Source organism: Burkholderia stabilis (assembly GCF_001742165.1).
Classification (GTDB): Bacteria; Pseudomonadota; Gammaproteobacteria; order Burkholderiales; family Burkholderiaceae; genus Burkholderia; species Burkholderia stabilis.
On the sequence record NZ_CP016442.1, the window covers coordinates 839,456 to 865,412 of the forward strand.

Consider the following 25,957-nt stretch of genomic DNA (forward strand, 5'->3'; position numbering starts at 1 on the left):
ACAGGCCCCTGGCGGGGCCTGTTTTGTTGCACGCCCGCCGCCCGCCCCGTCGCCGCTCGACGGATGTGCCGCCGGTGGCTCCTGCCCACACCCCTTTGAACCGTTTTCCTGGATGTGGACACCTTGGTCAAGCAAGCCGCAACTCCTGATGCTTTCGCGCCCGGCCGCGCGCAGCGCGTCGTGCGCGCGCTCGTGCCGGCCGCCGTGCTCGGCGCCCTCGCCGCCCTCGGCCTGGCCGCCGCGCTGCCGGCAGTCTCGCAACTGCCGGGCGCCGTCGACTCGGGCACGGCCGTGCTGCCGCAGCGCGTGCTGTCCGACACGCCGTTTCCCACCGCGCAGCATTTCGTGACGAGCGAGCTCGCCCGCACGATCGGCGAGCACAACGCACCCAACGACCGCAACGTGCAACCGGGCCTGTTCGCGCCGCTCAGCGCGCACCGCAACGACATGCTCGGTTATACGAGCCTGTTCCAGTTCGCGCCGCCCGAAAACCGGCAAGAGATGCGCGCGGGCAACATCGAGCTCACGCTGTCCGATGCGCTGAACCGTCTCGACGTGCCGCCCGAAGTGCGTATCCAGCTCGGCGATCTCGTCAGCGGCAAGGTCGCGATGCGCGCCAGTGCGCAGCGCGGCGACTATTACCGCATCGCGTTCGATACGAACGCCGGCACGCCGCGCCTCACCGCGCTCGAGCTGCGCGTCGCCGGCCGCACGTTCGGCGCGATCTGGTTCCGTGCACCGGGCGCCGAACACGGCGCGTACTACACGCTCGACGGCACGCCGCTCGAAGCAGCCGCGTTCACGATGCCGGTCAAGTGGACGCGCATCAGCTCGTTCTTCGGCGAGCGCATCCATCCGCTGTCGCAGGCGATGGCGTTCCATACGGGCGTCGATCTCGCCGCGCCGAGCGGCACGCCCGTCGACGCGGCGGCCGATGGCGTCGTGTCGTTCGCCGGTTTCGATCCGGGCGGCTACGGCCGCTACGTGATCGTCGATCACGCGGACGGCTACTCGACCTACTACGCTCACCTGTCCGCATTCGCGCACGGGCTCAAGGTGGGCGACACCGTGAAGCAGGGCCAGCGGCTCGGCTCGGTCGGGATGACGGGCGCCGCAACCGGCCCGCACCTGCATTTCGAAGTGCGCATCGCAAATGATCCGGTCGACCCGCTCGTCACGCTGGCCAGCGCGCAAACCGCACTGTCCGACATGCAGCTCACCGCGTTCCGTCAGGAGGCCGCAGACTGGCGCTTCCGCCTCGCGTCGATCAGCACGGCGCCGTTCGCGTTCGCGCAGAACGATGGCCCGCTGTGGGGTGACTTCGCCACCGACAAGTCGACGCTGCGCGCGGTTTTCAACACGCACTACTCGGCATCGTGACGCACGTGCCGCGCGCCGCGGATACGCGCTGAATCAGTGGCGGAGCATGCGCGGCGGCACGCGGCGCACCGTCACCGCGCCGGTTCCACGCGCTCGGCCGCTGCCTGCGCGACGCGTTCCGCACGCGGGCGGCGCGACAGCAACCAGCGCGCCGCGCCGTCGAGCGACGTGCACAGCACGAGATAGATCACCGCGACGAACAGGAAGATCGGCGCCGGATACACCATCAGCCGGTTGTTCACCTGCGTCGCGACGAACGACAGTTCCGGCACGCCGACGATATACGCGAGCGACGTGTCCTTCACGAGTGCGACCCACTGGTTGACGAACGACGGCGTCATGATCCGGATCGCCTGCGGCAGCAGCACGTAACGCACCGTCTGCCAGCGCGTGAGCCCGAGCGACAGTCCGGCCTGCCACTGCCCGTCGCCCGCGGCGACGATGCCCGCATGCACCGCATGCGCGAGATACGCACCGCCGACCAGCGCGAGCGCGCACACGACCGTCGCGAGCCCCGGCACATCCATGTGCAGCAGCATCGGCATCAGGAAGTACGTCCAGAAGATCAGCATCAGCACGGGAATCGCGCGGAAGAAGCCGATGAACGCGAGCAGCAGCACGCGCGCGGGGCCGCGCGCGAGCGCCATCGCGACGCCGAGCGCGATGCCGAGCACCGCCGACGCAAGCGCCGACGCGATCGCGAGCACCAGCGACAGCGCGGCGCCGCCGAGCGGCCCTTCCGGAAACGCGCCGACGAGCAGGTACGGCAGGTTGGCTAGCAGCAGCGAAATGTCCATCGTCAGCGCCCCGCCCCGAGCCGGTCGCGCCATTGTGTGGCCGCGTAGGCGCCGGCCTCGATCGCGGCCACCGCTGCGACGTACAGCACCGTCGCGACGCCGAACGCGGCGAAGGTCTTGAAGGTTTCGGTCTCGACCTGCCGCGATGCATACGACAGCTCGGCCACGCCGATCGCCATCGCGAGCGAAGAGTTCTTCACGAGATTCATGTATTGGCCGAACAGCGGCGGCAGCGCGATGCGCACGGCCTGCGGCAGCACCACGTAACGCAGCGCCTGCATCGGCGTGAGGCCGAGCGCGGCAGCCGCGTCATGCTGGGCGCGCCGCACGCCGCGCAGGCCGGCTTCGCATTCCTCGGCGACGAACGCGGCCGTATAGGCGCTCAGCCCGACCCAGCCCGCGACGAATTCGAACGACGGCCACGCGAGCGTGAACGGGCCCGCGCTCACTGCGTGGCGCGCGTTCAGCCACGCGATCCACGTGTCGGGCAGCAGCGACGCAACGCCGAAATACCAGAACAGCAGTTGCACGAGCAACGGCGTGTTGCGAAACGCGACGACGTAGGCGGCCGCCGCCGTACGCGGCGCGGTGCCGCGCGCATGACGCACGACCGCGAGCAGCAGCCCGCCGGCGGTCGCCGCGACCGCCGACGCGGCCGCGAGGCCGAGCGTCAGCAGGAAACCCTGCCAGAGCCAGGACAGATATTTGGGAGCCAACCCGAGCATGCTGTGTTACGGGCGCGAAGCGCGCGATCGGAAGAAGAAAACGGGAAGCGCCGCGACGCCGATGTTCCGGCGCAAACGCGGCGCGCGTGCGGCTCGAGCCTGGATCAGGTCTTGTCGCCGATGCGGAAGATCCGCGTGAGCGGCGTCTTCGTCGTCGGGCCGAACCATGCGTCGTAGATCTGCCCGGCGCGGCCGTTCGCCTCGAGCCCCTTCAGCGTGTCGTTGACGAAGCCGAGCAGGCGCGTCTCGCCCTTCGGCACGCCGACGCCCATGTAGTCGTTCGTGATCGTGAACGCCGGGATCTCGTAGTTCTGCTTGTCGGGCACGTTCGCGAGCAGGCCGATCAGTTTCGGGCCGTCCTGCGTGATCGCCTGCACGTTGCCGGCGCGCAGCGCGGCGAACGCGAACGGCGTGTCGTCATACGCGACGATCGTCGCCTTCGGGAATTTCTCGCGCAGCGCGATCTCGTTCGTCGTGCCCTTATCCGCACCGACGCGCAGGCCATTGAGCTGGTCGGCCGATTTCAGCACGCCCTTCTTCGCGAGAAACTGCTGGCCCGACGAGAAATACGGAATGCTGAAGTCAACCTGCTTCGCGCGCTCGTCGGTGATCGTGAAGTTCGCGAGCACGAGGTCGACCTTGCCGGAAGTCAGGAACGGAATGCGGTTCGCGGGGTTGGTCGGCTGGAGTTGCAGCTTCACGCCGAGCTTGTCGGCGAGCGCCTTCGCGTAGTCGACGTCGAGGCCGACGACGTGATTGCTTTTGCCATCGACATAACCGAACGGCGGATTGCTGTCGAACGTCGCGACGCGCAGCACGCCGGCTTTCCTGATGTCGTCGAGACGGTCAGCGTGCGCAACGGTGCCGGCCGTGACGAGTGCAGCCCCGATGAGCCACGTAGCGAGAGTGTGGAATTTCATGAGCACGACCTGATTTGTTATGAAGGCCGCCGCGGATCGCGCGGCGGCCGGTTCGAGGAACATCGCGACGGTGTGTGTGATCGCGAAGCCGCTAACGTATCAGCGCGTGCGGCGAATTCGAACCAACAAATGGTGCTTTGCTCTGCGGGTTTCGTGATGAGCCAGGCCGGCCGCGGGCGCAGCATCGCGCTGCGCCCCGCCGGCCGCTCGCCGTTTTATCCGGCGAGCGACGCGGCCGCCTCGTCGATGAACGCGGCGACTTCCGCCGGTTTCGATGCCAGCGACGCGTGGCCCGCATCGAGCGTGATGATCTTGCGCGCGTTCATCCGCGCCGACATCCGCTGCTGGTTCTCAGGCGCGATCATCCGGTCCTGGCTCGAGATCTGATACCACGACGGCTTCGTGCGCCACGCGGGTGCGGTGATCGTGTCCGCGAACGTGCTCGCCAGCGGCGCCTTCTGCGTGACGGCCATCACGAGCGCTTCGTCAGACGAAAGGTCCTGGCAGAAGCTCTCGTGGAACTTGTCGGGCTTGATCCACAGATAGCCGTCGCTGTCGGGGGCGAGATTCGGCGCGGCCGCCGGCAGGTGCTCCTGCGTGATCCCGCCGGGGCTTTCGCCGGCGTCGGGTGCGAATGCGGCGATGAACACGAGGCCCGCGACGTTCGGCAGGTTGCCGGCCTCGCTGATCACCGCGCCGCCGTACGAATGGCCGACCAGCAGCACGGGGCCGTCCACCTGCCTGACCATCTTGCGCGTGCGCTCGGCGTCGTCGGCGAGCGACGTCAGCGGCACCTCGACCGCGTGCAAGGACGCATGTCCCTTGCGCGCCAGTTCGACAATCACTTTCGCCCAGTGCGCGGCGCCACCCCAGAAGCCGTGCACGAGCACGATCGCGGGTTTGCTCATCGTGTTTCTCCTTGATCGGGTATCACGTGTCATCGCATCGTCATCGGCCCGGCCGGCCGACACGCAGGCGCAGCGGGCCGCGCGGGCCCGGCCAATCCGGACCGGCGAACGGACATGCAGCACTCAGCATAGGCGAGCCGCGCGGCCGCACCAACCCTCTTGCGGCCGGCGTGGCATGCAGCGCACAAAAAAAGACGCCCGCTGCAGGCAGCGGGCGCGAATCCCAGTCAAGGAGGTGTCACACGAACTACGGGCTCAGATTAAGGAAATCGGCCGCAACGGACAACGAATCGATTTCAATATCGATATGACGGGACATGCTCACGCCGGTACCTCGCGGGTCGAGCAGTGGATGCCGCCGCCGCCCGACGCGATCCCGAGGATGTCGACCTGCACGATCACGCGGTTCCCCGCATACGGCCGGATCGCGGCGACCGCTGCCGCGTCGGCCGCGGCGTCGTTGAACTTCGGCATGACGATCGCGCCGTTGCACGTGTAGAAGTTGATGTAGCCGGCCGCGAAGTGCGACATCTGCCGCTCGCTCAGGCTCGTGCCCGCCGACGTGCCGAAGTTGGCCGGCGGCACGAGCTCGACGATCTGCAGCGGCCGGCCGTTCGCGTCGGTCTGACCGGCCAGGCGTTGCCGGTTCGCATCCGTCAACGCGCGTTCGCCGGTCGAATTCGACGCGTCGTAACAGCACGCGACCACGCCGGGCGCGAGAAACCGCGCATAGAAATCGACGTGGCCGTTCGTGATGTCGCTCTCCGCGGCCGCCGTCGCCGCGCCGCCGGCGCCGCCCGTGCCGGTACCGCCCGGATAGGTCGCCGTGCCCGGCAGCCAGATGATCTTGCGCACGCCGAGCGTGCGCTGCAGCTCGGCCAGCACGGTATCCCGGGCCGTCGGCAGCAGCGTCGCCCCCGCAATCGAACCGTTCGGCATGTTGAACAGTTGCGGATTCCGGTTCACGTGCAATACGGACGATTCGGTGAGGATCGCCGTCCCGTCGCCGTCGAATTCGATCGCGCCGCCTTCGAGCGTCAGCGTGCTTCGGGTCAGGCTCACGCCTTTCGTCTGCGCCATCCAGCCCGCCACCGCGTTGTCGCGGCTGAACGGCTGGAAGAACTTGCCGGCCTTCGACCGGTTGCTCGCGGCCATGATCTGCGACGGCACGGCCACCGCCCCCACGCCGTCGGTATTCGCATTGCCCCAGCCGTTGAAATTGAAACCGACCGCATTCAGCGCATTGCCGTTCGCCGTGTCCCTGACGAACAGGCAACCCGTGTCGCGTACCCAGAAATCGTTGAAACCGTCGGCGACCGGCACCAGATTGATCCCGCCCGTGCCCGCGGGACGGGCTGCATAACGCGCATGCAGGTCGGGATTCGCAACGCTCGCGGTCGAAAGCAGCGCGCGGGCCGCGTCCAGGTCGGCCGGCAGCACCAGCATGTCGACCGGTTCGGTTGCGCCGATCGCCTTCGCGACATCCATCAGGTCGGCCCGGACCCGCTTGATGCCCGCATCCGTGCTCTGCGGCCCGACGGGCATCCAGATGCCGTCCGTGCCGGACGCAAAGGCCATGTAGGTCGATGCGTGCGGCGCATCCTCGGCCGGCAGACGGTACACGGCCTGCTTTGCCGACGGCAGCGCGCGCGGCGTAGAAGCCGTATCGCTCCCGCCGTCACCGCCGCCGCATGCGGCCAGACTGCCCAGCAGCGGCATGCCGAGCCACGCGGCCGAATGCCGGATGAACGCGCGCCGGCCGGTATTCGGTGCGGGACGCGCGCGGTTGCTCGCGCCTGCGTCGGTCAGGGCGTTGGCGCCTTTTTTCGTCATGTATTCACTCCATTGCGCGTCCGGCGCGCGCGTGCGCACGCACCGGCTTCCGTCCATCGGGACGGATTCCGCGTCGTTAGTCAGTTATCCGGAACGACCGGCGAATGCCGGCGGTGGTGCGGACCGGTCATGCCGACCGGCCCGCCGCTGCGCTCAGGCAGGCTGCTGTTGCGTGGTGCAGTGGATGCCGCCGCCGCCCGCCGCAATGCCGTCGATGTTCAATTGAATGACATCGCGGCCGGGGAACAGGTCGACGAGCGTATCGCGCGTATTGCGGTCGGCCCGGCTGTCGCCGAATTGCGGCGCAATCACCGCGCGGTTGCACACGTAGAAGTTGATGTAGCCGGCCGCGAACTCCGCGTTCTCGTATTTGGGCCGGACGGTTTTCGGGCCCGGCAGCACGACGACCTTCAACGGGCGGCCCTTCGCGTCGGTGGATTTCCGCAGGATCTCCAGATGCTGCCGCGTCACCGCGTGGTCGTACGAGGACGGGTCCGTGTCGAGCCCGGCCACCACGACGCCCGGGCTCGTGAAGCGCGCGTAGAAATCGGTATGACCGTCGGTGATGTCCTTGCCGGCGATGCCCGGCAGCCAGATGATCTTCTTCAACCCGAGCAGACGGCTCAGTTCCGCCTCGCACTGTGCCTGGCTCACGCCCGGGTTGCGGTTCGGGTTCAGCACGCAGCTGCGCGTGATGATCGCCGTTCCCTCGCCGTCCACTTCGATGCCGCCGCCTTCCAGCACCAGCTTCGTGTCGATCAGCCGCGCACCGGCGCGCTCGGCCACGAACGGCGCGACTTCGGCATCCTGATCGTGTTCCTGCTTGTTGCCCCAGCCGTTGAAATTGAAGCTCACGCCGCCGAGCTGGCCCGACGCATTCTTCACGAACACGGGGCCCGTGTCGCGCATCCACAGATCGTCGACCGGATGCTGGACGAGCTCGACCGATGCGCCGCACAGGCGCGACGCACTCGCGTAGTCCGCTTCCCGCACCAGCATCTTGAGCGGCTCGTGCGCGGCGATCGCCTTCGCGACCGCGGCCAGGTTCTCGCGCACCACAGGCAGCAGCCGCGCCCCCCAGATGTCCTCGCTCGGGCCGAACGCCATCCAGGTCGCCGTGTGCGGCGCGCCTTCGTCCGGCATGTGCCAGGTTGCGCCCTGCTGCGCATGCGCGGCACGGCCCAGCAGGCCGCCCAGCGTGCTGGCGGCCAGCGCCGCACCCGATACGGACAGGCCGCGTTTCAACAGTTGACGTCTCGTTGTCATGGCATTCCTCATTCGCTTGCCGGTTGCTTCAGTTGCTTCGATTGTTTCATGGTGTACGGTCACGGCCGCGCCGTCTTGAAGCCGAGCCAGGTCCGGCCTTCGAGGCGCATCGCGGCCGGCGATTCGGCGATCGGCGTAAACAGTGTGCGCCGCGTCGCCTCGTCCGGATAGATGCCCGGATCGCGAACCAGCGCCGGGTCCATCAGTTTCAGCGCGCCCTGGTTCGCATTCGCGTAGCGCGTCGCGTTCGAGATCTTCGCGATCACGTCCGGACGCAGGATGTAGTTGATGAAGGCATGCGCATTGTCCGGATGCTTCGCGGATGCCGGGATCACCATCGCGTCGAACCACATCAGCGTGCCGATGCGCGGGATGTCGTACACGATGTCGCGCTTCGGCTCGCGCGACTTCGCTTTCTGCGCGGCCAGGTTGATCGCGCCGGAGAAGCCGATCGTCACGCACAGCTCGCCGTCGACCAGCTCGTTGGCGTCGGACGACCCGACGAACTGGCGGATGAACGGCCGGACCTTCATCAGCATCGCCTGCGCGGCCGCGTAATCCTGCGCGGACGGATGCATCGGATCGCGGCCGATGTAGCGCAGCGCCAGCGGCAGCACCGTGCTCGCGGAATCCTGCAATCCCAGCCCGCATTGCGCGGAAACGCGCGCCGCGATCGCCGGGTTGAACAGCAGGTCGAGGCTGTCGGCCGGCATGTCCTTGCCGAGGATCGCGCGCACCCGGGCGCGGTCGTAGCCGACGCCCACGGTGCCCCACATGTACGGCACGCCGTACTGGTTGCCGGGATCGGATTGCGCCATCTGCTTCAGCAGCGACCCATCGAGATTCTTCAGGTTCGGCAGCCGGCTCTTGTCGAGCTTGCGAAACACGCCGGCCTGGATCTGCTTGGCCATGAAGTCGTTGGTCGGCCACACGAGGTCGTAACCGCTGTTGCCGGTCAGCAGCTTCGACTGCAGCGTCTCGTCGCTGTCGTACGCGTCGTAGCGCACCTTGATGCCGGTTTCCTTCTCGAACGCGGATACCGTATCCGGCGCAAAGTAATTGCTCCAGTTGTACAGGTTCAGCACTTTCTCGTCGTCGGCGCGTGCCGTTGCGGCCAGCACGCACAGCGCGAGGCCCGGCACCGCGAAACGCAACCATCCTTTCCGTTTCATCGCGAACCTCTCATCGGTAACAGGACGACACGCCGTCGCTGGTGAGCAACGTACGGTACATCTCCGGGCGGCGATCGCGGAAGAAGCCCCACGATTGCCGGTCGGCGCGGATCGCATCGAGGTCGAACGTGTGCACGAGCACCGCTTCGTCGGTGCGGTTCGCCTCGGCGCGCTTCTCGCCGGTGTGATCCGCGATGAAGCTCGAGCCGTAGAACACGCCCGTGAGCGCCTGCTGCTGCGGATTGCCGTTGCCGAAGCCGACCTCGCGGCCGATCCGGTTGGCCGCCACCACCGGCACCATGTTCGCGGCCGCGTGGCCCTGCATCGTGCGCTGCCAGTGGCCGGCCGAATCGAACTCGCTGCTGAACGGCTCCGAGCCGATGATGGTCGGAAAGCACAGGATCTCCGCGCCCATCAGCGCGAGGCTGCGCGCCGTTTCCGGATACCACTGGTCCCAGCAGATGCCGATGCCGATCCGGCCGAAACGCGTGTCCCACACCTTGAATCCGGTGTCGCCGGGCGTGAAATAGAACTTCTCCGTATAGCCCGGCCCGTCCGGAATATGCGTCTTGCGATAGACGCCGAGCACGCGCCCGTCGGCGTCCGCGACGGCGATCGAGTTGTACGCGGCATTGCCCGCGCGCTCGAAGAAGCCGATCGGCAGCACGATGCCGAGCTCGCCGGCCAGCGCCGCGAACCGGGCGATCTGCGCGTTGCCCTCGAACGGCTGCGCGAGCTCGAGATGGCGCACGTTCTGGTCGAGGCAGAAATACGGCATCGCGAACAGCTCCGGGCACAGCACGAGATTCGCGCCCTGCGCGGCGGCTTCGCGGATCAGGCGTTCCGCGGTGGCCATGTTGTCTTCGAGATTCCAGCTGCCCGACGCCATCTGGACGGCGGCGACGGTGATGTGTTTGGACGGCATTGCGATTGCTCCTCGGCGGGACCGGAAACCGTGTGTCGAACGTCGCTCAGATCGCGACGGAAGGCTGCTGTTGCGTCGAACAGTGGATGCTGCCGCCGCCGATCGACAGCGTCGGGATCGGCAACATCTCCACGTTACGCCCGGGGAACGCGCGACTGAACACCTCGCGCGCGGCCTGATCCTGCTCGACGCCGAACGCCGACACGATCACCGCACCGTTGACCAGGATGTAGTTCGCATAGCAATCGCAGTAGCGCTCGGAGCCGAAACGCTCGCTGACGATCGGCGACGGCAGCTCGAGCAGCTCGAAACGGCGCCCGGCCGCATCGGTCGCGAGCTCCAGCGCGCGGCGGTTTTCGCGCATCACGCGGTAATAGTCGCCCTGCTCCGGCGATGCGGCCTGGCACAGCATCCGACCGGGCGCGATGAAGGATGCGATGCCGTCCACGTGGCCGTTCGTCTCGACTTCGTCGGGATTGCCCGGCAGCCAGACGATCTTCTCGACGCCCAGCATGCGCCGCAGCTCCGCCTCGATCTCCGCGCGGCTCAGGTGCGGATTGCGATTGGGATGCAGCAGGCAGCTCTCGGTGGTGACCAGCGTGCCCTGCCCGTCGACGTAGAACGAGCCGCCCTCCAGCACCATGTGCGAATTGAAGATCTCGGCGCCGGCTGCACGCGCGATGTCCTGCCCGGCTTGCTGGCAGCCGTCGTACGGCTGGTACTTCTCGCCCCAGCAGTTGAAGCGGAACACGGCCGCGCCCAGCCCGCGCGCCTCGCTCACGAGGAAGATCGGCCCGCAATCGCGCAACCAGTTGTCCTCGGCCGCGACCGGCAGCACCTCGACGCTCGCGCCCACCAGCTCGCGCGCCGCGTCGGCCTGGCTGTGGTGCACGGCCACCACGCAGCGCTGGTAGCGCGCGATCGTCCGCGCAACCAGCGCGAACTCGCGGCAGACCTGCGCGTAATGACCTCCCCACAGATCCTCGCGATCTTCGAGAACCGGCCATCCGAGCCACGTGGCCTCCATGGATTCCCATTCGGCGGGCATCCGGTAACCGCGCTGGCGAGCATCAAAGCGACCCATCGATCAGCCTCCGTTGTGATTGATGGCTGATTCTGCGACAGGTTAGACTTGATGAATATTGATATTTTTTGGTCGAATCAATCAATTCACCTCATATCTCGATGCAACGCGTTCCATCCCTTAAATTACTGAGCGGCTTCGAAGCGGCGGCCCGTCTGGGCAATTTCTCGCGCGCGGCCGACGAACTGCACCTGTCGCAATCGGCGATCAGCCATCAGATCCAGCAGCTCGAAGCGCAACTCGGGCAGCCGCTGTTCCGCCGGCGCGGCCGCGGCGTCGAACTGACGATCGCCGGCGAAGTCCTGCAGCGCAGCGTGCAGCGCGCGATGGAGACGTTGCGCGGCGGCCTCGACCGCATCGCGACCTATCTGAACCCGGGGCTCGTCGTGCTGGTGTGTCCCGCGCCGCTGCTGCACGGCTGGCTGCAGCCGCGCCTCGAGCAATTGCAGCAGATCCTGCCGGACCTGTGCCCGCTGCTGTCGACCGACGAAACCGCGCGTTATGTCGACGAGATCGACGTCGACATGACCATCGGCACGCGGCCGTTGCTGCAGCCCGGCCTGATCGATATCCCGTTCATGCGGGACGAATGGGTGACGGTTTGCGCGACGCCGCTGGCGGAGCAGCTCGAACGCGTGCCGCGCGACGCACACCCGCGGCACGCGGGGCTCATCTGCCTCGAAGCGAGCCTGACCGACGAGCGCATGGCGACGGTGTATCGTGAGCAGCTGTCGGCGTTCCGGATGCACGCGATCTACGACGATCAGCGGCTCGTGCTGGATACCGTGCTGCGCGGCCGCGGCATCGCATGCCTGCCGCGCCTCGTCGCGCAGGCCGCCATCGATCAGCGCGCACTGACCGTGCTCGCCGACTATCCGCGCCTGCCCGGCACCACGTGGTGGCTGTCGCGCATGGACGGCCCGTCGCGCTCGCCGATCGTCGAGCAGATGTTCGACTGGCTCGTCGAACAAGGCAGCTGGTCGAGCGCGTCCGGCCCGGCGCCCGACCGCTTGCCGCTGCCGCCCGCATGATCGCGGGCCGCAAAAAAAACGTCCCGCCATCAGGCGGGACGTTGGTCATGCTGGAAGCGCGCGATGCGCAGCCGATCACGGCTCGTGACGCAGATACCCTTCCTTGCTCGGGTCGCGCATCCGCCACGACACGATCAGCGAGATCGCGCACAGCACGGTGACGTACCAATAGAAGGTTTCCTCGCTGCCGACCGACTTGAACCACAGCGCGACGTACTCCGCCGAACCGCCGAAGATCGCGTTCGCGACCGCATACGACAGGCCGACGCCCATCGCGCGCACTTCCGGCGGGAACATCTCGGCCTTGATGAGGCCGCTGATCGACGTGTAGAAGCTGACGATCGCCAGCGCGACCGTGATCAGCACGAATGCGGCCACGGGGCTCGTCACGTCCTTCAGCGCATGCATCAGCGGCACCGTGCCGATCACCGCGAACGAGCCGAACAGGATCATCGACGTGCGGCGGCCGATCCTGTCGGACAGCGCGCCGAACACCGGCTGCATCAGCATGTAGACGAGCAGCGCGACGGTCATCACGTTGCTGGCCGTCTTCGCGTGCATGCCGGCCGTGTTCACGAGGTACTTCTGCATGTACGTCGTGAACGTGTAGAAGATCAGCGAGCCGCCGGCCGTGAAGCCGACCACCGTGAAGAACGCCCCCTTGTGCTGCCACACGCCGCGGATCGTGCCGGCGTCCTTCTTGTCGCGCGATGCGCTGGTCGACGTCTCGTCGAGCGACTTCCGCAGGTACAGCGAGATCAGCGCGGCCGCCGCACCGACGACGAACGGAATGCGCCAGCCCCACGCTTTGAGTTCACCAGCCGACAGCGTCTGCTGCAGGATCACGAGCACGAGCAGCGCGCACAGCTGGCCGCCGATCAGCGTCACGTACTGGAACGACGCGAAGAAGCCGCGCCGGCCCTTCAGCGCGACCTCGCTCATGTAGGTGGCGCTCGTGCCGTACTCGCCGCCCACCGACAGCCCCTGGAACAGGCGCGCGACCAGCAGCAGCGCCGGCGCGAGCGCGCCGATCTGCGCGTAGGTCGGCAGCACCGCGATCACGAGCGAGCCGCCGCACATCATCAGCACCGAGATCATCATCGCGGCACGCCGGCCGTGACGGTCGGCGATGCGGCCGAACAGCCAGCCGCCGATCGGGCGCATCAGGAAGCCGGCCGCGAACACGCCGGCCGTGTTCAGCAGCTGCGTCGTCGTGTTGCCGCTCGGGAAGAACGCCGGCGCGAAGTACAGCGCGCAGAACGAGTAGATGTAGAAGTCGAACCACTCGACGAGGTTGCCCGATGAGGCGCCGACGATGGCGAACACGCGCCGCCGGGTGTCATGCGCGGACAGCGCAGCTTGGTCGGTCTGGACGTCCATGGATTGGTCTGTTCCTTTTAGTGCCTTCTGGGTGAGACGGCCGCAGCCGTCGCATGCGGTCGCACGTGGCACCGGTTCCGGTGCACGGCGCTACGGGATTTTAGCGAAATGTAAAGTAACAGGCTCTCCGGGTTCGTCCGGATGTAGAAAAATTTTCTCTTGCCACGCGTTCGTCATATGAAAACGCCAGCCCGCGGGCTGGCGTCCGATGCAAACTATCCGGAAGCGTCGCTCACACGCGCACCTCCGGCGGCACGTAACGGCACTCGTAGCGCTTGCGCACGGTGCCGGCCTCGTCGACGCTTTCCAGGTACACGTCGAACTGCCAGAGCCGCGCCATGTGCTTGAGCACCTCGTCGCTGTCGTTCGACAGGTGGCGGTTGTCGGTCATGAAGTGGCGCAGCGTGAGGCTGCGGTCGCCGCGCGTGTTGACGGCCCACACCTGGATGTTCGGCTCGCGGTGATGGATGTCGTACTGCCGCGACAGCGCCTGCCGCACGTACTGGTAGCCGGAATCGTCGTGAATCGCCGACACCTCGAGCGAATCGCGCATGTCGTCGTCGAGCACCGAGAAGAGCCGCATCTCGCGGATCAGGTTCGGCGACAGGTACTGCGCGATGAAGCTTTCATCCTTGAAGTTGCGCATCGCGTAGTGCATCGCCGGCAGCCACGGGGTGCCCGCGATCTCCGGAAACCACTTGTAGTCCTCTTCCGTCGGCGCTTCGCAGATCCGCCGGATGTCGCTCATCATCGAGAACCCGAGCGCATACGGGTTGATCCCGCTGTAGTACGGCTTCGTGACGGGCGGCTGGTAGACCACGTTGCTGTGCGAATGCAGGAACTCCATCATGAAGCCGTCTTCCAGCTTGCCCTGGTTGTACAGCGTGTTCAGCAGCGTGTAGTGCCAGAATGTCGCCCAGCCTTCGTTCATCACCTGCGTCTGCCGCTGCGGGTAGAAATACTGGCCGATCTTGCGCACGATGCGGATCACTTCCCGCTCCCACGGCTCGAGCAGCGGCGCGTTCTTCTCCGCGAAATACAGCAGGTTCTCCTGCGGCTCGGGCGGATAACGATCATCCTGCTCTTCCATCAGCTCGGGCTTCTTGCCCGGCAGCGTGCGCCACAGTTCGTTCACCTGCGACTGCAGGTACGCCTCGCGCTCGCGCCGCAACGCCGCTTCCTTCGACAGCGACGGCTTTTGCGGCCGCTTGTAGCGGTCGACGCCGTAGTTCATCAGCGCATGGCACGAATCGAGCAGCTCCTCGACGCGATCGAGGCCGTAGCGCTCCTCGCATTCGGCGACGTAGTTCTTCGCGTACACGAGATAGTCGATGATCGCGTGCGCGTCGGTCCACAGCCGGAACAGGTAGTTGCCCTTGAAGAACGAGTTGTGCCCGTACGCCGCGTGCGCGATGACGAGCGCCTGCATCGTCATCGTGTTCTCTTCCATCAGATACGCGATGCACGGGTTCGAGTTGATGACGATTTCGTACGCGAGGCCCATCTGGCCGCGGCGGTAGCTCTTCTCGGTCGCGAGGAAGTGCTTGCCGAACGACCAGTGACGGTAGTTGACGGGCATCCCGACCGACGCATACGCGTCCATCATCTGTTCGGCGCTGATCAGTTCGAGCTGGATCGGGTAGATATCGAGCTCGTATTGTTCGGCGACCTGCGAGATGTGCGTGTCGTATTCCTCGAGCAGTTCGAACGTCCAGTCGGACGGACACGGCAGCGGCTTGCGTTCGGCAACGTTCATACGCGCTTCCTTTTGCCCGGCGCCGGGCAAGTCGGCGGCCGGCGCCGGCGGTTCGGCCTGCGCGCGTTGCTGCGCTGCGGCAGGACCGGCCGTGTCGTCGCCGGAAGGGCGCGGCTCGTAGCCGCGCGACTCGTTGTGCAGATGGCGGGTCGTCATGACATTTCCACCTGCTTTTCGAACAATTCGCGAAACACCGGGTAAATGTCGGCAGCCGATTCCACTTTTTTCATCGCGAGATGCGGTTGCGACAGTGCCAGTTGCGCGTATTCCAGCCACAGATTCTGCTCTTCCGGCGCGACCTGGATATACGCGAAGTAACGCGTCTTCGTGAGGATATCCTCTTCCAGGATTTTGCGACACTTGGGCGAATCGTCGGTCCAGTTGTCGCCGTCGGACGCCTGCGCGCCGTAGATGTTCCACTCGGTCGGCGAGTAGCGCTCGCTCTGCACCTTGCGCATCAGTTCGAGCGCGCTCGACACGACCGTGCCGCCGCTTTCGGTCGAATGGAAGAAGGTATCCTCGTCGACTTCCTCGGCGCGCGTATGGTGACGGATGAACACGACTTCGATGCGCTCGTAGTTGCGCTTGAGGAACAGGTACAGCAGGATGAAGAAGCGCTTCGCGAGATCCTTGCGCTGCTCGTCCATCGAGCCCGACACGTCCATCAGGCAGAACATCACGGCCTGGCTCGACGGCTGCGGCTGCTTCACGCGGTTGATGTAGCGCAGGTCGAACGGATCGATGAACGGAATCCGCCAGATACGCCCTTTCAGGTGATGGATCTCGGCCTCGAGCGTCGCGATTTCCGCGCGGCGGTCTTCCGGATCGTTCTTCATCGCTTCGAGCTGGGCCTCGAGTTCGCGCAACTCGTTGACGAGCGGCGAGCCGAGCGCGATGCGCCGGCCGAGCGCGCTGCGCAACGAACGCACGACGTCGATGTTGTTCGGCGTGCCTTCCGCCGACCAGCCCGCGCGCACGTTCTTCCAGCTCGGCACCGTCAGCAGGTGCGTCTTCACGAGGCGCGGCAGTTCGAGATCGTCGAAGAAGTACTGCATGAACTCGTCGCGCGACAGCTCGAACACGAAGTCGTCCTGCCCTTCGCCCTCGTTGCTGGCCTGGCTGCCGCCGCCGCCCGAGCCGCCCTGCGGGCGCGGAATCTTGTCGCCGCGCACGTAGTCCTCGTTGCCGGGGTGCACGTACTCACGACGCCCGCCCGGCGCGTGCCGGAAATTCGGCTCCGCGATGTCCTTGCGCGGGATCGTGATGCTCTGCGTGCTCTGGATATCCTTGATGCTACGGTCGCGCACCGCGTCGGAAACGGCACGACGAATGTAGTTCTTGACGCGACGCAGAAAGCGTTCGCGATTGGCAATGCTCTTGTTCTTGCCGGCTAGCCTGCGGTCGATGATTTGATGAAGCACGCCCGGTCTCCCGCTCGTAAGTCGATATGCCGGGACGCTCGCCGCACATGCCGTATCCCGTCATGCGGGCGGCGTCTCTGAAGGCGCCCGTGCGGACTCGCCGCACGGGCGCGGTACCGCGCGCGTCATGACGACTTGCGCACGCGCAGATACCAGTCGCAAAGCAGCCTCACCTGCTTCGGCGTATAGCCCTTCGCGACCATCCGGTTCACAAAGTCCTCATGCTTGCGCTGCTCCTCCGCCGAACCCTTTGCGTTGAACGAAATCACCGGCAGCAGTTCCTCGGTGTTCGAGAACATCTTCTTCTCGATCACGACGCGCAACTTCTCGTAGCTCGTCCACACGGGGTTCTTGCCGGCGTTTGCCGCTCGGGCACGCAACACGAAGTTCACGATCTCGTTGCGGTAATCCTTCGGATTGCTGATGCCCGCAGGCTTCTCGATCTTCTCCAGCTCCGCGTTCAGCGCGGCGCGGTCGAAGCTCTCGCCCGTGTCGTGATCGCGGAATTCCTGGTCCTGGATCCAGAAGTCGGCATACGTGACGTAGCGGTCGAAGATGTTCTGGCCATACTCCGAATACGACTCGAGGTAGGCCGTCTGAATCTCCTTGCCGATGAACTCCGCGTAACGCGACGCGAGCACGTCCTTCACGAAGGACAGGTACTTCTGCTCGATTTCCGGCGGGAACTGCTCGCGTTCGATCTGCTGTTCGAGCACGTACATCAGGTGCACGGGGTTGGCCGCGACCTCACTCGAATCGAAGTTGAACACGCGCGACAGGATCTTGAACGCGAAGCGTGTCGACACGCCCGTCATCCCTTCGTCCACGCCCGCGTAATCGCGGTACTCCTGGTACGACTTCGCCTTCGGATCGGTGTCCTTCAGGTTTTCGCCGTCGTACACCTGCATCTTCGAGAACAGGCTCGAATTCTCCGGCTCGCGCAGGCGCGACAGCACCGAGAACTGCGACATCATCTTCAGCGTACCCGGCGCGCAGACGGCTTCGGCGAGCGACGAGTTGCGGATCAGCTTCTCGTAGATCTTGGTTTCTTCCGACACGCGCAGGCAGTACGGCACCTTCACGACGAAGATACGATCGAGCAGTGCCTCGTTGTTGCGGTTGTTGCGGAACGCCTTCCACTCCGACTCGTTCGAGTGCGCGAGGATGACCCCGTCGAACGGAATCGCGCCGAAGCCCTCGGTGCCCTTGAAGTTGCCTTCCTGCGTGGCGGTGAGCAGCGGGTGCAGCACCTTGATCGGCGCCTTGAACATTTCGACGAACTCGAGCAGGCCCTGGTTCGCGAGGCACAAACCGCCCGAGTAGCTGTATGCATCGGCATCGTCCTGCGCATACTGTTCGAGCTTGCGGATGTCGACCTTGCCGACCAGCGACGAGATGTCCTGATTGTTCTCGTCGCCCGGCTCCGTCTTCGCGATGCCGATCTGCCGCAGGATCGACGGATAGCGGCGCACGACGCGGAACTGGCGGATGTCGCCGTTGTATTCATGCAGGCGCTTGACGGCCCACGGACTGAGGATGCTCTTCAGGTAACGGCGCGGAATGCCGTACTGTTCCTCGAGGATCGGGCCGTCTTCGTCGTAGTCGAACAGCCCGAGCGGCGATTCGTTGACGGGCGAGCCCTTCAGCGAATAGAACGGCACGCGCTCCATCAGTTGCTTCAGACGCTCGGCGATCGACGACTTGCCGCCGCCCACCGGGCCAAGCAGATAGAGGATCTGCTTCTTCTCTTCGAGCCCTTGCGCAGCGTGGCGGAAATACGCGACCACCTGCTCGATCACTTCCTCCATTCCGTAGAACTCACGGAATGCGGGATAGACCTTGATGACCTTGTTCGCGAAGATCCGCGACAGGCGCGGCTCGTTGCGGGTATCGATGTGTTCAGGTTCCCCGATTGCTGCCAGCATGCGTTCACCCGCCGTCGCATACGCGGATGGATCGTTCTTGCAGAGCGCGAGATACTCCTCCAGCGAGAGCTCTTCCTCTCGCGTTTTTTCGAAGCGGTTCGCGAAGCTGCTGTAAATATCCATGCTACCTCCCTCGCCTGAGTCTGAAGACGTGCCTGCCTTCGTACGACTGCGCAGAAGCAAGCGCGTTCGAATTCATCCTAAACCCTTTCTTATTTTTTTTCACGAACTCTTCGTATGAAGTTCGTCATTCTCGACAACACCGCTTGGACAACGCATTTCGTCGTTTTACAATCGACCTCCCGAGCCGCAGAAACTGCATCTGCCGCGTCTCGTCGAACGACGGAACGTCTTGTGCGTTGGACACATCCGACGTCGTCACTTCTCCCCTTCATCCCTATACGTTCGAGCGTGCGTTTACGACGACACGCTTCGTGCGCCGTTACAATTTTTTTTCGCAACGCCCTTACGGAGATACCCGTACGACCGATACGGGAACATGACGCGCATCGCTCGGCGTCTGTGTCGATGCACGTCGCGCGATGCATGCAACGATGCACGACCGGTCATGTGTGCTGTCACATTCTGGCTGCCGCAGAAACGACGACGCCCGCATGTCGCGGGCGTCGTTCGTCACCAAATGGGGATAGATGCGCGGTACGCGCGAATCAGAAGGTCTCCCAGTCGTCGGCGCCGGCAGTCGCGGCAGCCGGCGCTGGCGCCGGTGCGGCCGATGCAGCGACGGGCTTGCGCGCCGGCATCGCCGCGGCCGTGCGCTTCGGCGGTGCATCGCGATCGTCGCGCGCGGCGGCCTGCACGGGCACGGCAACTGCAGCGGACGGTGCACGCGGCGCATGACGCGCTGAAACCGGCGTCACGGCACCCGCGCGCGCGGCGTCCTCGTCGAGCTGGAATACTGCCGCGGTTTCACGCAGGCGCGCGGCCTGTTCGTCAAGCGACTGCGCGGCGGCAGCGGCCTCTTCGACGAGCGCCGCATTCTGCTGCGTGACCTCGTCCATCTGCGCGACGGCACGCGCCACCTGGTCGATCCCGCCGCTCTGCTCCTCGGACGCCGCCGCGATCTCGCCCATGATGTCCGTCACGCGCTGCACCGCACCGATCACGTCGCTCATCGTGCGCCCTGCTTCGTCGACCAGCGTGGAGCCCGACCGGATGCGCTCCACCGACGCATCGATCAGCGCCTTGATCTCCTTGGCCGCAGTCGACGAACGCTGCGCGAGGCTGCGCACCTCGCCCGCGACGACCGCGAAGCCGCGGCCCTCCTCACCCGCGCGCGCGGCTTCGACCGCCGCATTCAGCGCAAGAATGTTGGTCTGGAACGCGATTCCTTCGATGATCGCAATGATGTCCGCGATCTTCGCCGAGCTATCGTTGATCTCGCCCATCGTACCGACGACCTGGCCGACCACCGTATTGCCCTTGTTTGCAATCTCCGACGCGTTCGCGGCCAGCGAGCTTGCCTGGCGCGCATTGTCCGCGTTCTGTTTCACGGTGCCGGTCAGCTGCTCCATGCTCGACGCGGTTTCCTGCAACGCCGCGGCCTGTTCCTCGGTACGCGACGACAGGTCGATGTTGCCGGCCGCGATCTGGCGGGCCGCCGTCGCGATCGACTCGCTGCCGCCGCGCACGGTGCGCACCGTGTCGACGAGCCCGCGCTGCATCTTCGCGAGACCGTCGAGAAGCTGGCCCATCTCGTCGCGCCGCTGCACGACGATCGGGCGGCGCAGGTCGCCTGCGGCGATCGCGTCGAAATGCGCGAGCGCGTCCGCGATCGGGCGGCCGATCGCGCGGCTCAGCGTCAGCCACGACAGCAGCGCGGCGCCGAAGCCGGCCGCGAGCACGACGATCGACAGCACCCGCAGCATGTCGTACACCGATTCCGAACGATCGAAACCGGCCTGCCCGTCGGTGAACTGGAAGTTGCGCAGCGCTTCGCTCGACACCGAGAGATCGTTGTACAGCGCCTGAAGCTGTTTGGCGCCGTCGCCGATGCGATCGCGCTGATCCGCCGCAAGGATGCTCGCGAACGCGTCACAGCTGCGTTGCAGCGCCTGCCGCTTCGTCGCGACGTCCTGCGCGAGCCGATCCTCCTCCGGCCCGCGCGGCAGCGCGAGGTACTTCTGCCACCACGCGTCCGACTGCGCGCGCATCTCGCGGCTGCGCTGGATGGCCGCCGCCGCGTCGGGCGTGCCGGACAGCAACGCCGCGCGATCGAGCGCGAGGCGCTCGCGCGCCGCGAAAATCTCCGAGACCCCCACGTCGACCGCGCTCGGCATCTGGTTCGTGAAAATCTCGCGCGTCGAATCGTTCGAACGTGCCATCCCGTACAGCCCGAGCACGCCTGTTACACCCAGCAGCACCGCCAGAAACGCCATCGTCAAACCGATGCGCGCGCGAATCGTCAGGTTCCTGAAGACCATCATCCATCCTGTGTTGCGTCGTCATGAACGGGCCAGGCCCGTTGGCTCGAAGCATTGCTTCATCTGGTGCATTTACGACCGCAGACCGCATAACTTGATGGTTTTCAAGCTATTTTTTAGAATTATTTGTCTGTTTATTACAAATGGCTGAATAAATGACGTGAAATCCGGCAGTTCGGCGAACGGGAGGGAAGAAGGCGCGGCCGGCGCGTCGTGCGTGACGGCCGGCCGGGATGCGGAAACGGGGATCGAGCCCTATTCAGCGAGTTCGGCGAGCGTCGGGATCGACGGCTGCGCGCCCGCCCGCGTGACCGACAGCGCCGCCGCGCGTTGCGCGAAGCGGATCGCCGTGTCGACGTCCGCGCCGGCCGCGAGCCGCGCGGAAAAGCCGCCAATGAAGGTATCGCCGGCCGCCGTGGTATCGACGGCCTGGACGACCGGGGCCAGATAGTGCCGCGCAGCGCCGTCGGCCGTCAGCGCGAGCACGCCGCGCGCGCCGAGCGTGACCAGCACGTTGCGCGCGCCGCCGGCCTGGAGCGCGCGCGCGGCGGCTTCCGCTTCGACCGGATCGCGCACCGGCAGCGCAGTCAACGCAGCGGCCTCGACTTCGTTCGGGATCAGGTAATCGACGAGCGGCAGCCAGCCGGCCGGCAGCGGTGCGACGGCCGGGGCCGGATTGAGCACCACCGTGCGACCGAGCCGCCGCCCGGCCGACAGCGCCGCGAACACCGCATCCGGCGGCGTCTCGAGCTGGCAGATCAGCACGTCGGACGACGCGAGCGCAGCCTCGTGGCGCGCAACCGTTGCGGCCGTGACCTCGCCGTTGCCGCCCGCGACGATCACGATCGCGTTCTGGCTCCCGTCGTCGACGACGATCAGCGCGACACCGGTCGACGCCGACGCGCTCGCCGCGAGCCCCGCGCAGTCGATGCCCTCGGCTTCGAGGCCCGCGCGCAGCGCAGCGCCGTGCGCGTCCGCACCGACGCAGCCGATCATCGCCACCTGCGCGCCGAGCCGCGCGGCGGCGACGGCCTGGTTGCCGCCCTTGCCGCCCGCCGCCTGCGCGAACGCGTGGCCGGCGAGCGTTTCGCCGGGCAGCGGCAGGCGCGGCGCACGCACGACGAGATCCATGTTGAGGCTGCCGACCACCGTCACGCGGCCGGCGCCTGCCCCGGGCGCCGTCATGCGCGGCCGCCGGTTGCAGCCGGCTCGCGGTAGATCGCGGTCGATTCGCGCAGCACGAGGCGCGGCGACACGACGCGGCGGCGGCTCGGCGCGGCCGTCGAGCCGCCGCCGATCCGCTCGATCAGCGTCTGCGCGGCCATTTCGCCGAGCGCGCGCACCGACTGGCCGACCGTCGACAGCGCCGGATACGTGTAGCGGGAAAATTCGATGTCGTCGAAGCCGATGATCGAGCAGTCGTCGGGCACGCGCATGCCGCGCTCGGCCGCTGCGCGCAGCGCGCCGACCCCCATCAGGTCGTTGCCCGCGAAGATCGCGCTCGGCCGCACCGATTCGAACAGCCGCGACGCGGCGTGATAGCCGCCGAGGCACGAGAAGTCGCTTTCCGCGATCGCGCCCGGCATGATGTCGATCCCGCGCTCGGCCATCGCGCGGATGAAACCGTGCACGCGCATCGCGCTCACGGCCGTGTCGGTCGGCCCCGTGATGCAGCCGATCTTCGCGTGCCCGAGTTCGAGCAGGTGGCGCGTCGCCAGGTACGCGCCGCGCTCGTGGTCGATCTGCACGAGATCGGCCGCGAGCCCCTCGATGTTGCGGTCGACCACGACGAGCGGCGCGTGCGAATCGGCCAGCGTCTGCGCCAGTACCGCATCCTCGCCCGCCGATGCGACGATCAGCCCGTCGATGCGCTTTTCCTGCAGCACGCGCAGGTAGTTGCGCTGCTTCACGGGATCGTCGTCCGAATTGCAGAAGAACACGCAATAGCCGTTGGCCGCGCATTGATCCTCGATGCCGCGCGCAAGCTCCGCGAAATACGGATTCGTGCTGTTCGGCACGACGAGGCCGATGGTCAACGTCGCACGCGCCTTCAGCGAGCGCGCCACGGCCGACGGCACGTAATTCAGCTCGCGGATTGCGCCCTCGACCTTCGCACGCACATCCGCGGACACCGGCCGCGAATTGTTCACCACGTGCGAGACGGTCGTAAACGACACGCCCGCCATGGCCGCCACATCCTTGATCGTCGCCATTTCCCGTTTCTCTCTGGTCTGTTCTGTCTGTCTTTCTACCGCGCGCGCGTGCGCCGGCTGCGATACGTATCGAGCACGACCGCCACCACGATCACCGCGCCGGTGATGATCCGTTTGGTCGGCTCGTTCGCGCCGATCTGCGCCAGCCCCGCGGCCAGCACGGAGATGATCAACACGCCGAAAAACGTGCTGATCACCGACCCGCGCCCGCCCATCAGGCTCGTGCCGCCGATCACGACCGCGGCGATCACCTGCAGTTCGAGGCCCGCGCCCGCGTTCGGGTCGGCCGCCTCGAGCCGCGAAATCTGGAACAGCGACGCGAGCCCCGCGAGCGCGCCCATCAATGCGAATACGAGGATTTTATACGGCCGCGGGTTAACCCCTGCAAGTCGGACGGCCTCCTCGTTCGTGCCGATCCCGACGAGATAGCGCCCGAACACGGTGCGCGTCAGCACGAACTGTGCGGCGATCATCACCGCGACCGCGATCAGGAACGCCGGCGAGATGCCGAGCGCGATCGGGTTCGACAGGAAATCGAACGCGTCGCCGATATAGGCCGTACGCGAATTCGTCAGCTGGTACGCGAGGCCGCGCGCGGCCTCCAGCACGCCGAGCGACACGATGAACGACGGAATCCGCCAGCCGACCGTGATCGCGCCGGTCAGCGCGCCCGTGACGGTCGCGACCGCGATCCCGATCAGCGCGGCCGGCAGCGGCCCCCACTGCCATTTCAGCGCGGCGACGCTGACCATCGACGCGGCGAGCGCGAGCACCGAGCCGACCGACAGGTCGATCCCGGCGATGATCAGCACGAAGGTCATCCCGACCGACATCACGACGAGATCGGGAATCTGGTTCGCGATCGTGCTGAACGTGTCGTAGGTCAGGAAATGCGAGCTCAGCGCGGAGAACAGCGCGATCATCGCGGCGAGCGCACCGGCGAGCCCGAGATAGTTCGACAGGCCCAGCCGCGTGCCGGACAGCATGCGCGCACGGCGCCCCGTCTCGGTCTGCCGGGCGCCTGCGTCGGTCGGGGATACGGGAGGCTGGGTCATTGCTGTCGTCCTGTCGTCGAAGTGCCGGGCGCGGCGCCCTGCGCCTGCCCCGCGTCCGGATGCTGTGCGCCGCCCGGCGGCGTCTCGCGGCCGAAGCCGGCGAACGCCGCGGCCAGCAGCGCATCCTGGGTCCAGTTGCCACGCTCGAACACGGCGGTCATGCGGCCGGCCGACATCACGCCGATCCGGTCGCAGATCAGCATCAGCTCGCGCAGGTCGCTCGACACGACGACGAGTGCGCGGCCTTCGCGCGCGAGCGCGCCCATCAGAGTGTAGATCTCGAATTTTGCGCCGACGTCGATTCCGCGCGTCGGTTCGTCGAACAGCAACACGCCCATGTCGCGCGCCAGCCAGCGGCCGATCACGACCTTCTGCTGGTTCCCGCCCGACAATTCGCCGACCGCCTGCGTCGCGCCGTGCGTGCGGATCCGCAACGCATCGATCTGCCGCTCGGCGAGCGCCGTTTCGCGCGCGGTGTCGACGATGCCGCCGCGCGCGAGCTGGTCGAGCTGGCCAAGCGACACGTTCGCGGTCACCGACTGCGACAGCAGCAACCCTTCGCCCTTGCGATCCTCGGTAATCAGCGCGATGCCGTGCTTCACCGCATCGACGGGCGAACCGATCCGCGCCGGCTTCAGCGGCTGGCCGACCGCGATCATTCCCGCATCCGGCAAATCGGCGCCGTAGATCAGCCGCAGCAGCTCGGTGCGCCCCGCGCCGATCAGCCCCGAGATGCCGAAGATCTCGCCCGCGCGCACTTCGAGCGATACGTCCCGCACCGCGGCCCCGCGCGTGAGGCCCGATACCACGAGCCGCGGCGCGCCGATACGGCGCTCGCCCAGATCGATGTGCTCGCCGATCTCGCGCCCGACCATCAGCGTGACGAGCCCGTCGGACGTCGTCGCCGCCATGTCGCCCGCATGAACGAGCCGGCCGTCGCGCAGCACCGCGACGCGCTCGGCGACGCGCGCGAGTTCCTCGAGCCGGTGCGAGATGTAGACGATGGCGACGCCGCGCGCCTTCAGCCGGTCGATCTGCTCGAACAGCAGCTCGACTTCGCGCGCGGTCAGCATCGCGGTCGGCTCGTCGAGAATCAGCACGCGGCAATCGCCGATCAGGTTGCGCGCGATCTCGACCATCTGCTGGTGGCCGATGCCGAGCGCGCCAACGGGCGTGTCGGGATCGACCGCGTCGAGCCCGACCTGCGCCATCGCGGCACGCGCGTCCTCGCGCAGCCGCGCGCGGTCGATGATCCCGAAGCGCCGCGGCAGGCGGTTCAGGAACAGGTTTTCGGCGACCGTCAGCGTCGGCAGCAGGTTCAGCTCCTGCATCACCATGCGCACGCCGAGCGCCTCGGCCTGCTTGCGGCTCGCCGGCGCATACGCGTGGCCGCCGAGCTGCATCGTGCCGGCCGTCGGTTCGACGAGCCCGCCGATGATCTTCGACAGCGTGCTCTTGCCGGCCCCGTTCTCGCCCGTCAGCGCGAGCGCCTGGCCCGCCGCGAGCGTCAGCGTGACGTCGGCGAGCACGGGCTCGGCATAGGTCTTGCCGATGCCGGATACGGACAGCACGGGGGAGGCTGAACGGGAGGGTTGGAAGGTCGGTTCCATCGCGATCCTGGTTGCGGCCGCGCGCACGCGGCGCGCGGGTGTGACGCTCACAAGTGCATGTGCATGCAGTGGCCGTGATCGCGCTCACCCCGGGATAACGGCCGCCGCGCCGGAT

General features: G+C 66.6%; 20 protein-coding genes. 2 read left to right on the forward strand and 18 right to left on the reverse strand.

All coding sequences use genetic code 11. From position 1 onward, the window contains the following. The first annotated feature begins 123 nt into the window (after positions 1 to 123). Positions 124 to 1,380 (forward strand): M23 family metallopeptidase, encoded by a 1,257-nt coding sequence (locus BBJ41_RS03950; RefSeq protein WP_069745403.1) that lies wholly within the window; start codon positions 124 to 126, stop codon positions 1,378 to 1,380. A gap of 71 nt (positions 1,381 to 1,451) precedes the next feature. On the opposite strand, the gene BBJ41_RS03955 is transcribed toward BBJ41_RS03950, so the two are convergent. From BBJ41_RS03955 to BBJ41_RS03995, 9 genes are all read right to left on the reverse strand, one after another. Further along, on the reverse strand, positions 1,452 to 2,177 hold the full coding sequence (locus BBJ41_RS03955) for an amino acid ABC transporter permease (protein ID WP_069747579.1): 726 nt from the start codon (positions 2,175 to 2,177) through the stop codon (positions 1,452 to 1,454). A gap of 2 nt (positions 2,178 to 2,179) precedes the next feature. Beyond that, complete coding sequence (locus tag BBJ41_RS03960; RefSeq protein ID WP_069745404.1) at positions 2,180 to 2,902, reverse strand: amino acid ABC transporter permease; 723 nt, start codon at positions 2,900 to 2,902, stop codon at positions 2,180 to 2,182. 104 nt (positions 2,903 to 3,006) lie between these two features. Further along, positions 3,007 to 3,822 carry an ABC transporter substrate-binding protein gene (locus BBJ41_RS03965; RefSeq protein ID WP_069747578.1) on the reverse strand — a complete coding sequence of 272 codons (816 nt, stop codon included), beginning with the start codon at positions 3,820 to 3,822 and terminating at the stop codon, positions 3,007 to 3,009. A 215-nt stretch (positions 3,823 to 4,037) separates the two neighbouring features. After that, on the reverse strand, positions 4,038 to 4,730 hold the full coding sequence (locus BBJ41_RS03970; RefSeq protein WP_069745405.1) for an alpha/beta hydrolase: 693 nt from the start codon (positions 4,728 to 4,730) through the stop codon (positions 4,038 to 4,040). A gap of 321 nt (positions 4,731 to 5,051) precedes the next feature. Then, positions 5,052 to 6,563: an agmatine deiminase family protein gene (locus BBJ41_RS03975; RefSeq protein WP_069747580.1), complete on the reverse strand. Its 1,512-nt coding sequence runs from the start codon at positions 6,561 to 6,563 to the stop codon at positions 5,052 to 5,054. Between the two features lie 153 nt (positions 6,564 to 6,716). Next, positions 6,717 to 7,829: an agmatine deiminase family protein gene (locus BBJ41_RS03980; protein WP_069745406.1), complete on the reverse strand. Its 1,113-nt coding sequence runs from the start codon at positions 7,827 to 7,829 to the stop codon at positions 6,717 to 6,719. Positions 7,830 to 7,888: 59 nt separating this feature from the next. Then, positions 7,889 to 9,001 carry a polyamine ABC transporter substrate-binding protein gene (locus tag BBJ41_RS03985; RefSeq protein WP_069745407.1) on the reverse strand — a complete coding sequence of 371 codons (1,113 nt, stop codon included), beginning with the start codon at positions 8,999 to 9,001 and terminating at the stop codon, positions 7,889 to 7,891. A 10-nt stretch (positions 9,002 to 9,011) separates the two neighbouring features. After that, entirely contained in the window at positions 9,012 to 9,926 is a 915-nt protein-coding gene (gene aguB / locus BBJ41_RS03990; RefSeq protein WP_069745408.1) for an N-carbamoylputrescine amidase, read from the reverse strand. A 46-nt stretch (positions 9,927 to 9,972) separates the two neighbouring features. Next, on the reverse strand, positions 9,973 to 11,010 hold the full coding sequence (locus BBJ41_RS03995; protein ID WP_069745409.1) for an agmatine deiminase family protein: 1,038 nt from the start codon (positions 11,008 to 11,010) through the stop codon (positions 9,973 to 9,975). 101 nt (positions 11,011 to 11,111) lie between these two features. Here BBJ41_RS03995 and BBJ41_RS04000 point away from each other — a divergent pair, with 101 nt between their 5' ends. Continuing rightward, positions 11,112 to 12,041 carry a LysR family transcriptional regulator gene (locus BBJ41_RS04000; RefSeq protein ID WP_069745410.1) on the forward strand — a complete coding sequence of 310 codons (930 nt, stop codon included), beginning with the start codon at positions 11,112 to 11,114 and terminating at the stop codon, positions 12,039 to 12,041. A gap of 75 nt (positions 12,042 to 12,116) precedes the next feature. On the opposite strand, the gene BBJ41_RS04005 is transcribed toward BBJ41_RS04000, so the two are convergent. From BBJ41_RS04005 to BBJ41_RS04045, 9 genes are all read right to left on the reverse strand, one after another. After that, complete coding sequence (locus tag BBJ41_RS04005) at positions 12,117 to 13,421, reverse strand: MFS family transporter (protein ID WP_069745411.1); 1,305 nt, start codon at positions 13,419 to 13,421, stop codon at positions 12,117 to 12,119. A 232-nt stretch (positions 13,422 to 13,653) separates the two neighbouring features. After that, the gene (locus tag BBJ41_RS04010; protein ID WP_069745412.1) at positions 13,654 to 15,333 is read right to left on the reverse strand and encodes a SpoVR family protein; all 1,680 of its coding nucleotides are present in this window, start codon (positions 15,331 to 15,333) and stop codon (positions 13,654 to 13,656) included. Then, entirely contained in the window at positions 15,330 to 16,598 is a 1,269-nt protein-coding gene (locus BBJ41_RS04015; protein WP_069745413.1) for a YeaH/YhbH family protein, read from the reverse strand. The genes BBJ41_RS04010 and BBJ41_RS04015 overlap by 4 nt, the downstream gene beginning before the upstream one ends. A gap of 125 nt (positions 16,599 to 16,723) precedes the next feature. Then, entirely contained in the window at positions 16,724 to 18,646 is a 1,923-nt protein-coding gene (locus tag BBJ41_RS04020; protein WP_069745414.1) for a PrkA family serine protein kinase, read from the reverse strand. A 545-nt stretch (positions 18,647 to 19,191) separates the two neighbouring features. Next, complete coding sequence (locus BBJ41_RS04025; protein WP_069747581.1) at positions 19,192 to 20,964, reverse strand: methyl-accepting chemotaxis protein; 1,773 nt, start codon at positions 20,962 to 20,964, stop codon at positions 19,192 to 19,194. Between the two features lie 255 nt (positions 20,965 to 21,219). Continuing rightward, positions 21,220 to 22,149: a ribokinase gene (rbsK, locus tag BBJ41_RS04030; RefSeq protein ID WP_069745415.1), complete on the reverse strand. Its 930-nt coding sequence runs from the start codon at positions 22,147 to 22,149 to the stop codon at positions 21,220 to 21,222. Continuing rightward, the gene (locus tag BBJ41_RS04035; RefSeq protein WP_069745416.1) at positions 22,146 to 23,177 is read right to left on the reverse strand and encodes a LacI family DNA-binding transcriptional regulator; all 1,032 of its coding nucleotides are present in this window, start codon (positions 23,175 to 23,177) and stop codon (positions 22,146 to 22,148) included. The genes rbsK and BBJ41_RS04035 overlap by 4 nt, the downstream gene beginning before the upstream one ends. 35 nt (positions 23,178 to 23,212) lie before the next feature. Beyond that, complete coding sequence (locus BBJ41_RS04040) at positions 23,213 to 24,232, reverse strand: ABC transporter permease (protein ID WP_069745417.1); 1,020 nt, start codon at positions 24,230 to 24,232, stop codon at positions 23,213 to 23,215. Further along, complete coding sequence (locus BBJ41_RS04045) at positions 24,229 to 25,842, reverse strand: sugar ABC transporter ATP-binding protein (RefSeq protein ID WP_069745418.1); 1,614 nt, start codon at positions 25,840 to 25,842, stop codon at positions 24,229 to 24,231. The genes BBJ41_RS04040 and BBJ41_RS04045 overlap by 4 nt, the downstream gene beginning before the upstream one ends. Between the last annotated feature and the right edge of the window lie 115 nt (positions 25,843 to 25,957).

Excerpts from the sequence above, each read along its gene's own strand:
- BBJ41_RS03955 (WP_069747579.1), bottom strand. The coding sequence starts at position 2,177 with ATGGACATTTCGCTGCTGCTAGCCAACCTGCCGTACCTGCTCGTCGGC.
- BBJ41_RS03960 (WP_069745404.1), bottom strand. The coding sequence starts at position 2,902 with ATGCTCGGGTTGGCTCCCAAATATCTGTCCTGGCTCTGGCAGGGTTTC.
- BBJ41_RS03965 (WP_069747578.1), bottom strand. The coding sequence starts at position 3,822 with ATGAAATTCCACACTCTCGCTACGTGGCTCATCGGGGCTGCACTCGTC.
- BBJ41_RS03970 (WP_069745405.1), bottom strand. The coding sequence starts at position 4,730 with ATGAGCAAACCCGCGATCGTGCTCGTGCACGGCTTCTGGGGTGGCGCC.
- BBJ41_RS03975 (WP_069747580.1), bottom strand. The coding sequence starts at position 6,563 with ATGACGAAAAAAGGCGCCAACGCCCTGACCGACGCAGGCGCGAGCAAC.
- BBJ41_RS03980 (WP_069745406.1), bottom strand. The coding sequence starts at position 7,829 with ATGACAACGAGACGTCAACTGTTGAAACGCGGCCTGTCCGTATCGGGT.
- BBJ41_RS03985 (WP_069745407.1), bottom strand. The coding sequence starts at position 9,001 with ATGAAACGGAAAGGATGGTTGCGTTTCGCGGTGCCGGGCCTCGCGCTG.
- aguB (WP_069745408.1), bottom strand. The coding sequence starts at position 9,926 with ATGCCGTCCAAACACATCACCGTCGCCGCCGTCCAGATGGCGTCGGGC.
- BBJ41_RS03995 (WP_069745409.1), bottom strand. The coding sequence starts at position 11,010 with ATGGGTCGCTTTGATGCTCGCCAGCGCGGTTACCGGATGCCCGCCGAA.
- BBJ41_RS04000 (WP_069745410.1), top strand. The coding sequence starts at position 11,112 with ATGCAACGCGTTCCATCCCTTAAATTACTGAGCGGCTTCGAAGCGGCG.
- BBJ41_RS04005 (WP_069745411.1), bottom strand. The coding sequence starts at position 13,421 with ATGGACGTCCAGACCGACCAAGCTGCGCTGTCCGCGCATGACACCCGG.
- BBJ41_RS04010 (WP_069745412.1), bottom strand. The coding sequence starts at position 15,333 with ATGACGACCCGCCATCTGCACAACGAGTCGCGCGGCTACGAGCCGCGC.
- BBJ41_RS04020 (WP_069745414.1), bottom strand. The coding sequence starts at position 18,646 with ATGGATATTTACAGCAGCTTCGCGAACCGCTTCGAAAAAACGCGAGAG.
- BBJ41_RS04025 (WP_069747581.1), bottom strand. The coding sequence starts at position 20,964 with ATGGTCTTCAGGAACCTGACGATTCGCGCGCGCATCGGTTTGACGATG.
- rbsK (WP_069745415.1), bottom strand. The coding sequence starts at position 22,149 with ATGACGGCGCCCGGGGCAGGCGCCGGCCGCGTGACGGTGGTCGGCAGC.
- BBJ41_RS04035 (WP_069745416.1), bottom strand. The coding sequence starts at position 23,177 with ATGGCGACGATCAAGGATGTGGCGGCCATGGCGGGCGTGTCGTTTACG.
- BBJ41_RS04040 (WP_069745417.1), bottom strand. The coding sequence starts at position 24,232 with ATGACCCAGCCTCCCGTATCCCCGACCGACGCAGGCGCCCGGCAGACC.
- BBJ41_RS04045 (WP_069745418.1), bottom strand. The coding sequence starts at position 25,842 with ATGGAACCGACCTTCCAACCCTCCCGTTCAGCCTCCCCCGTGCTGTCC.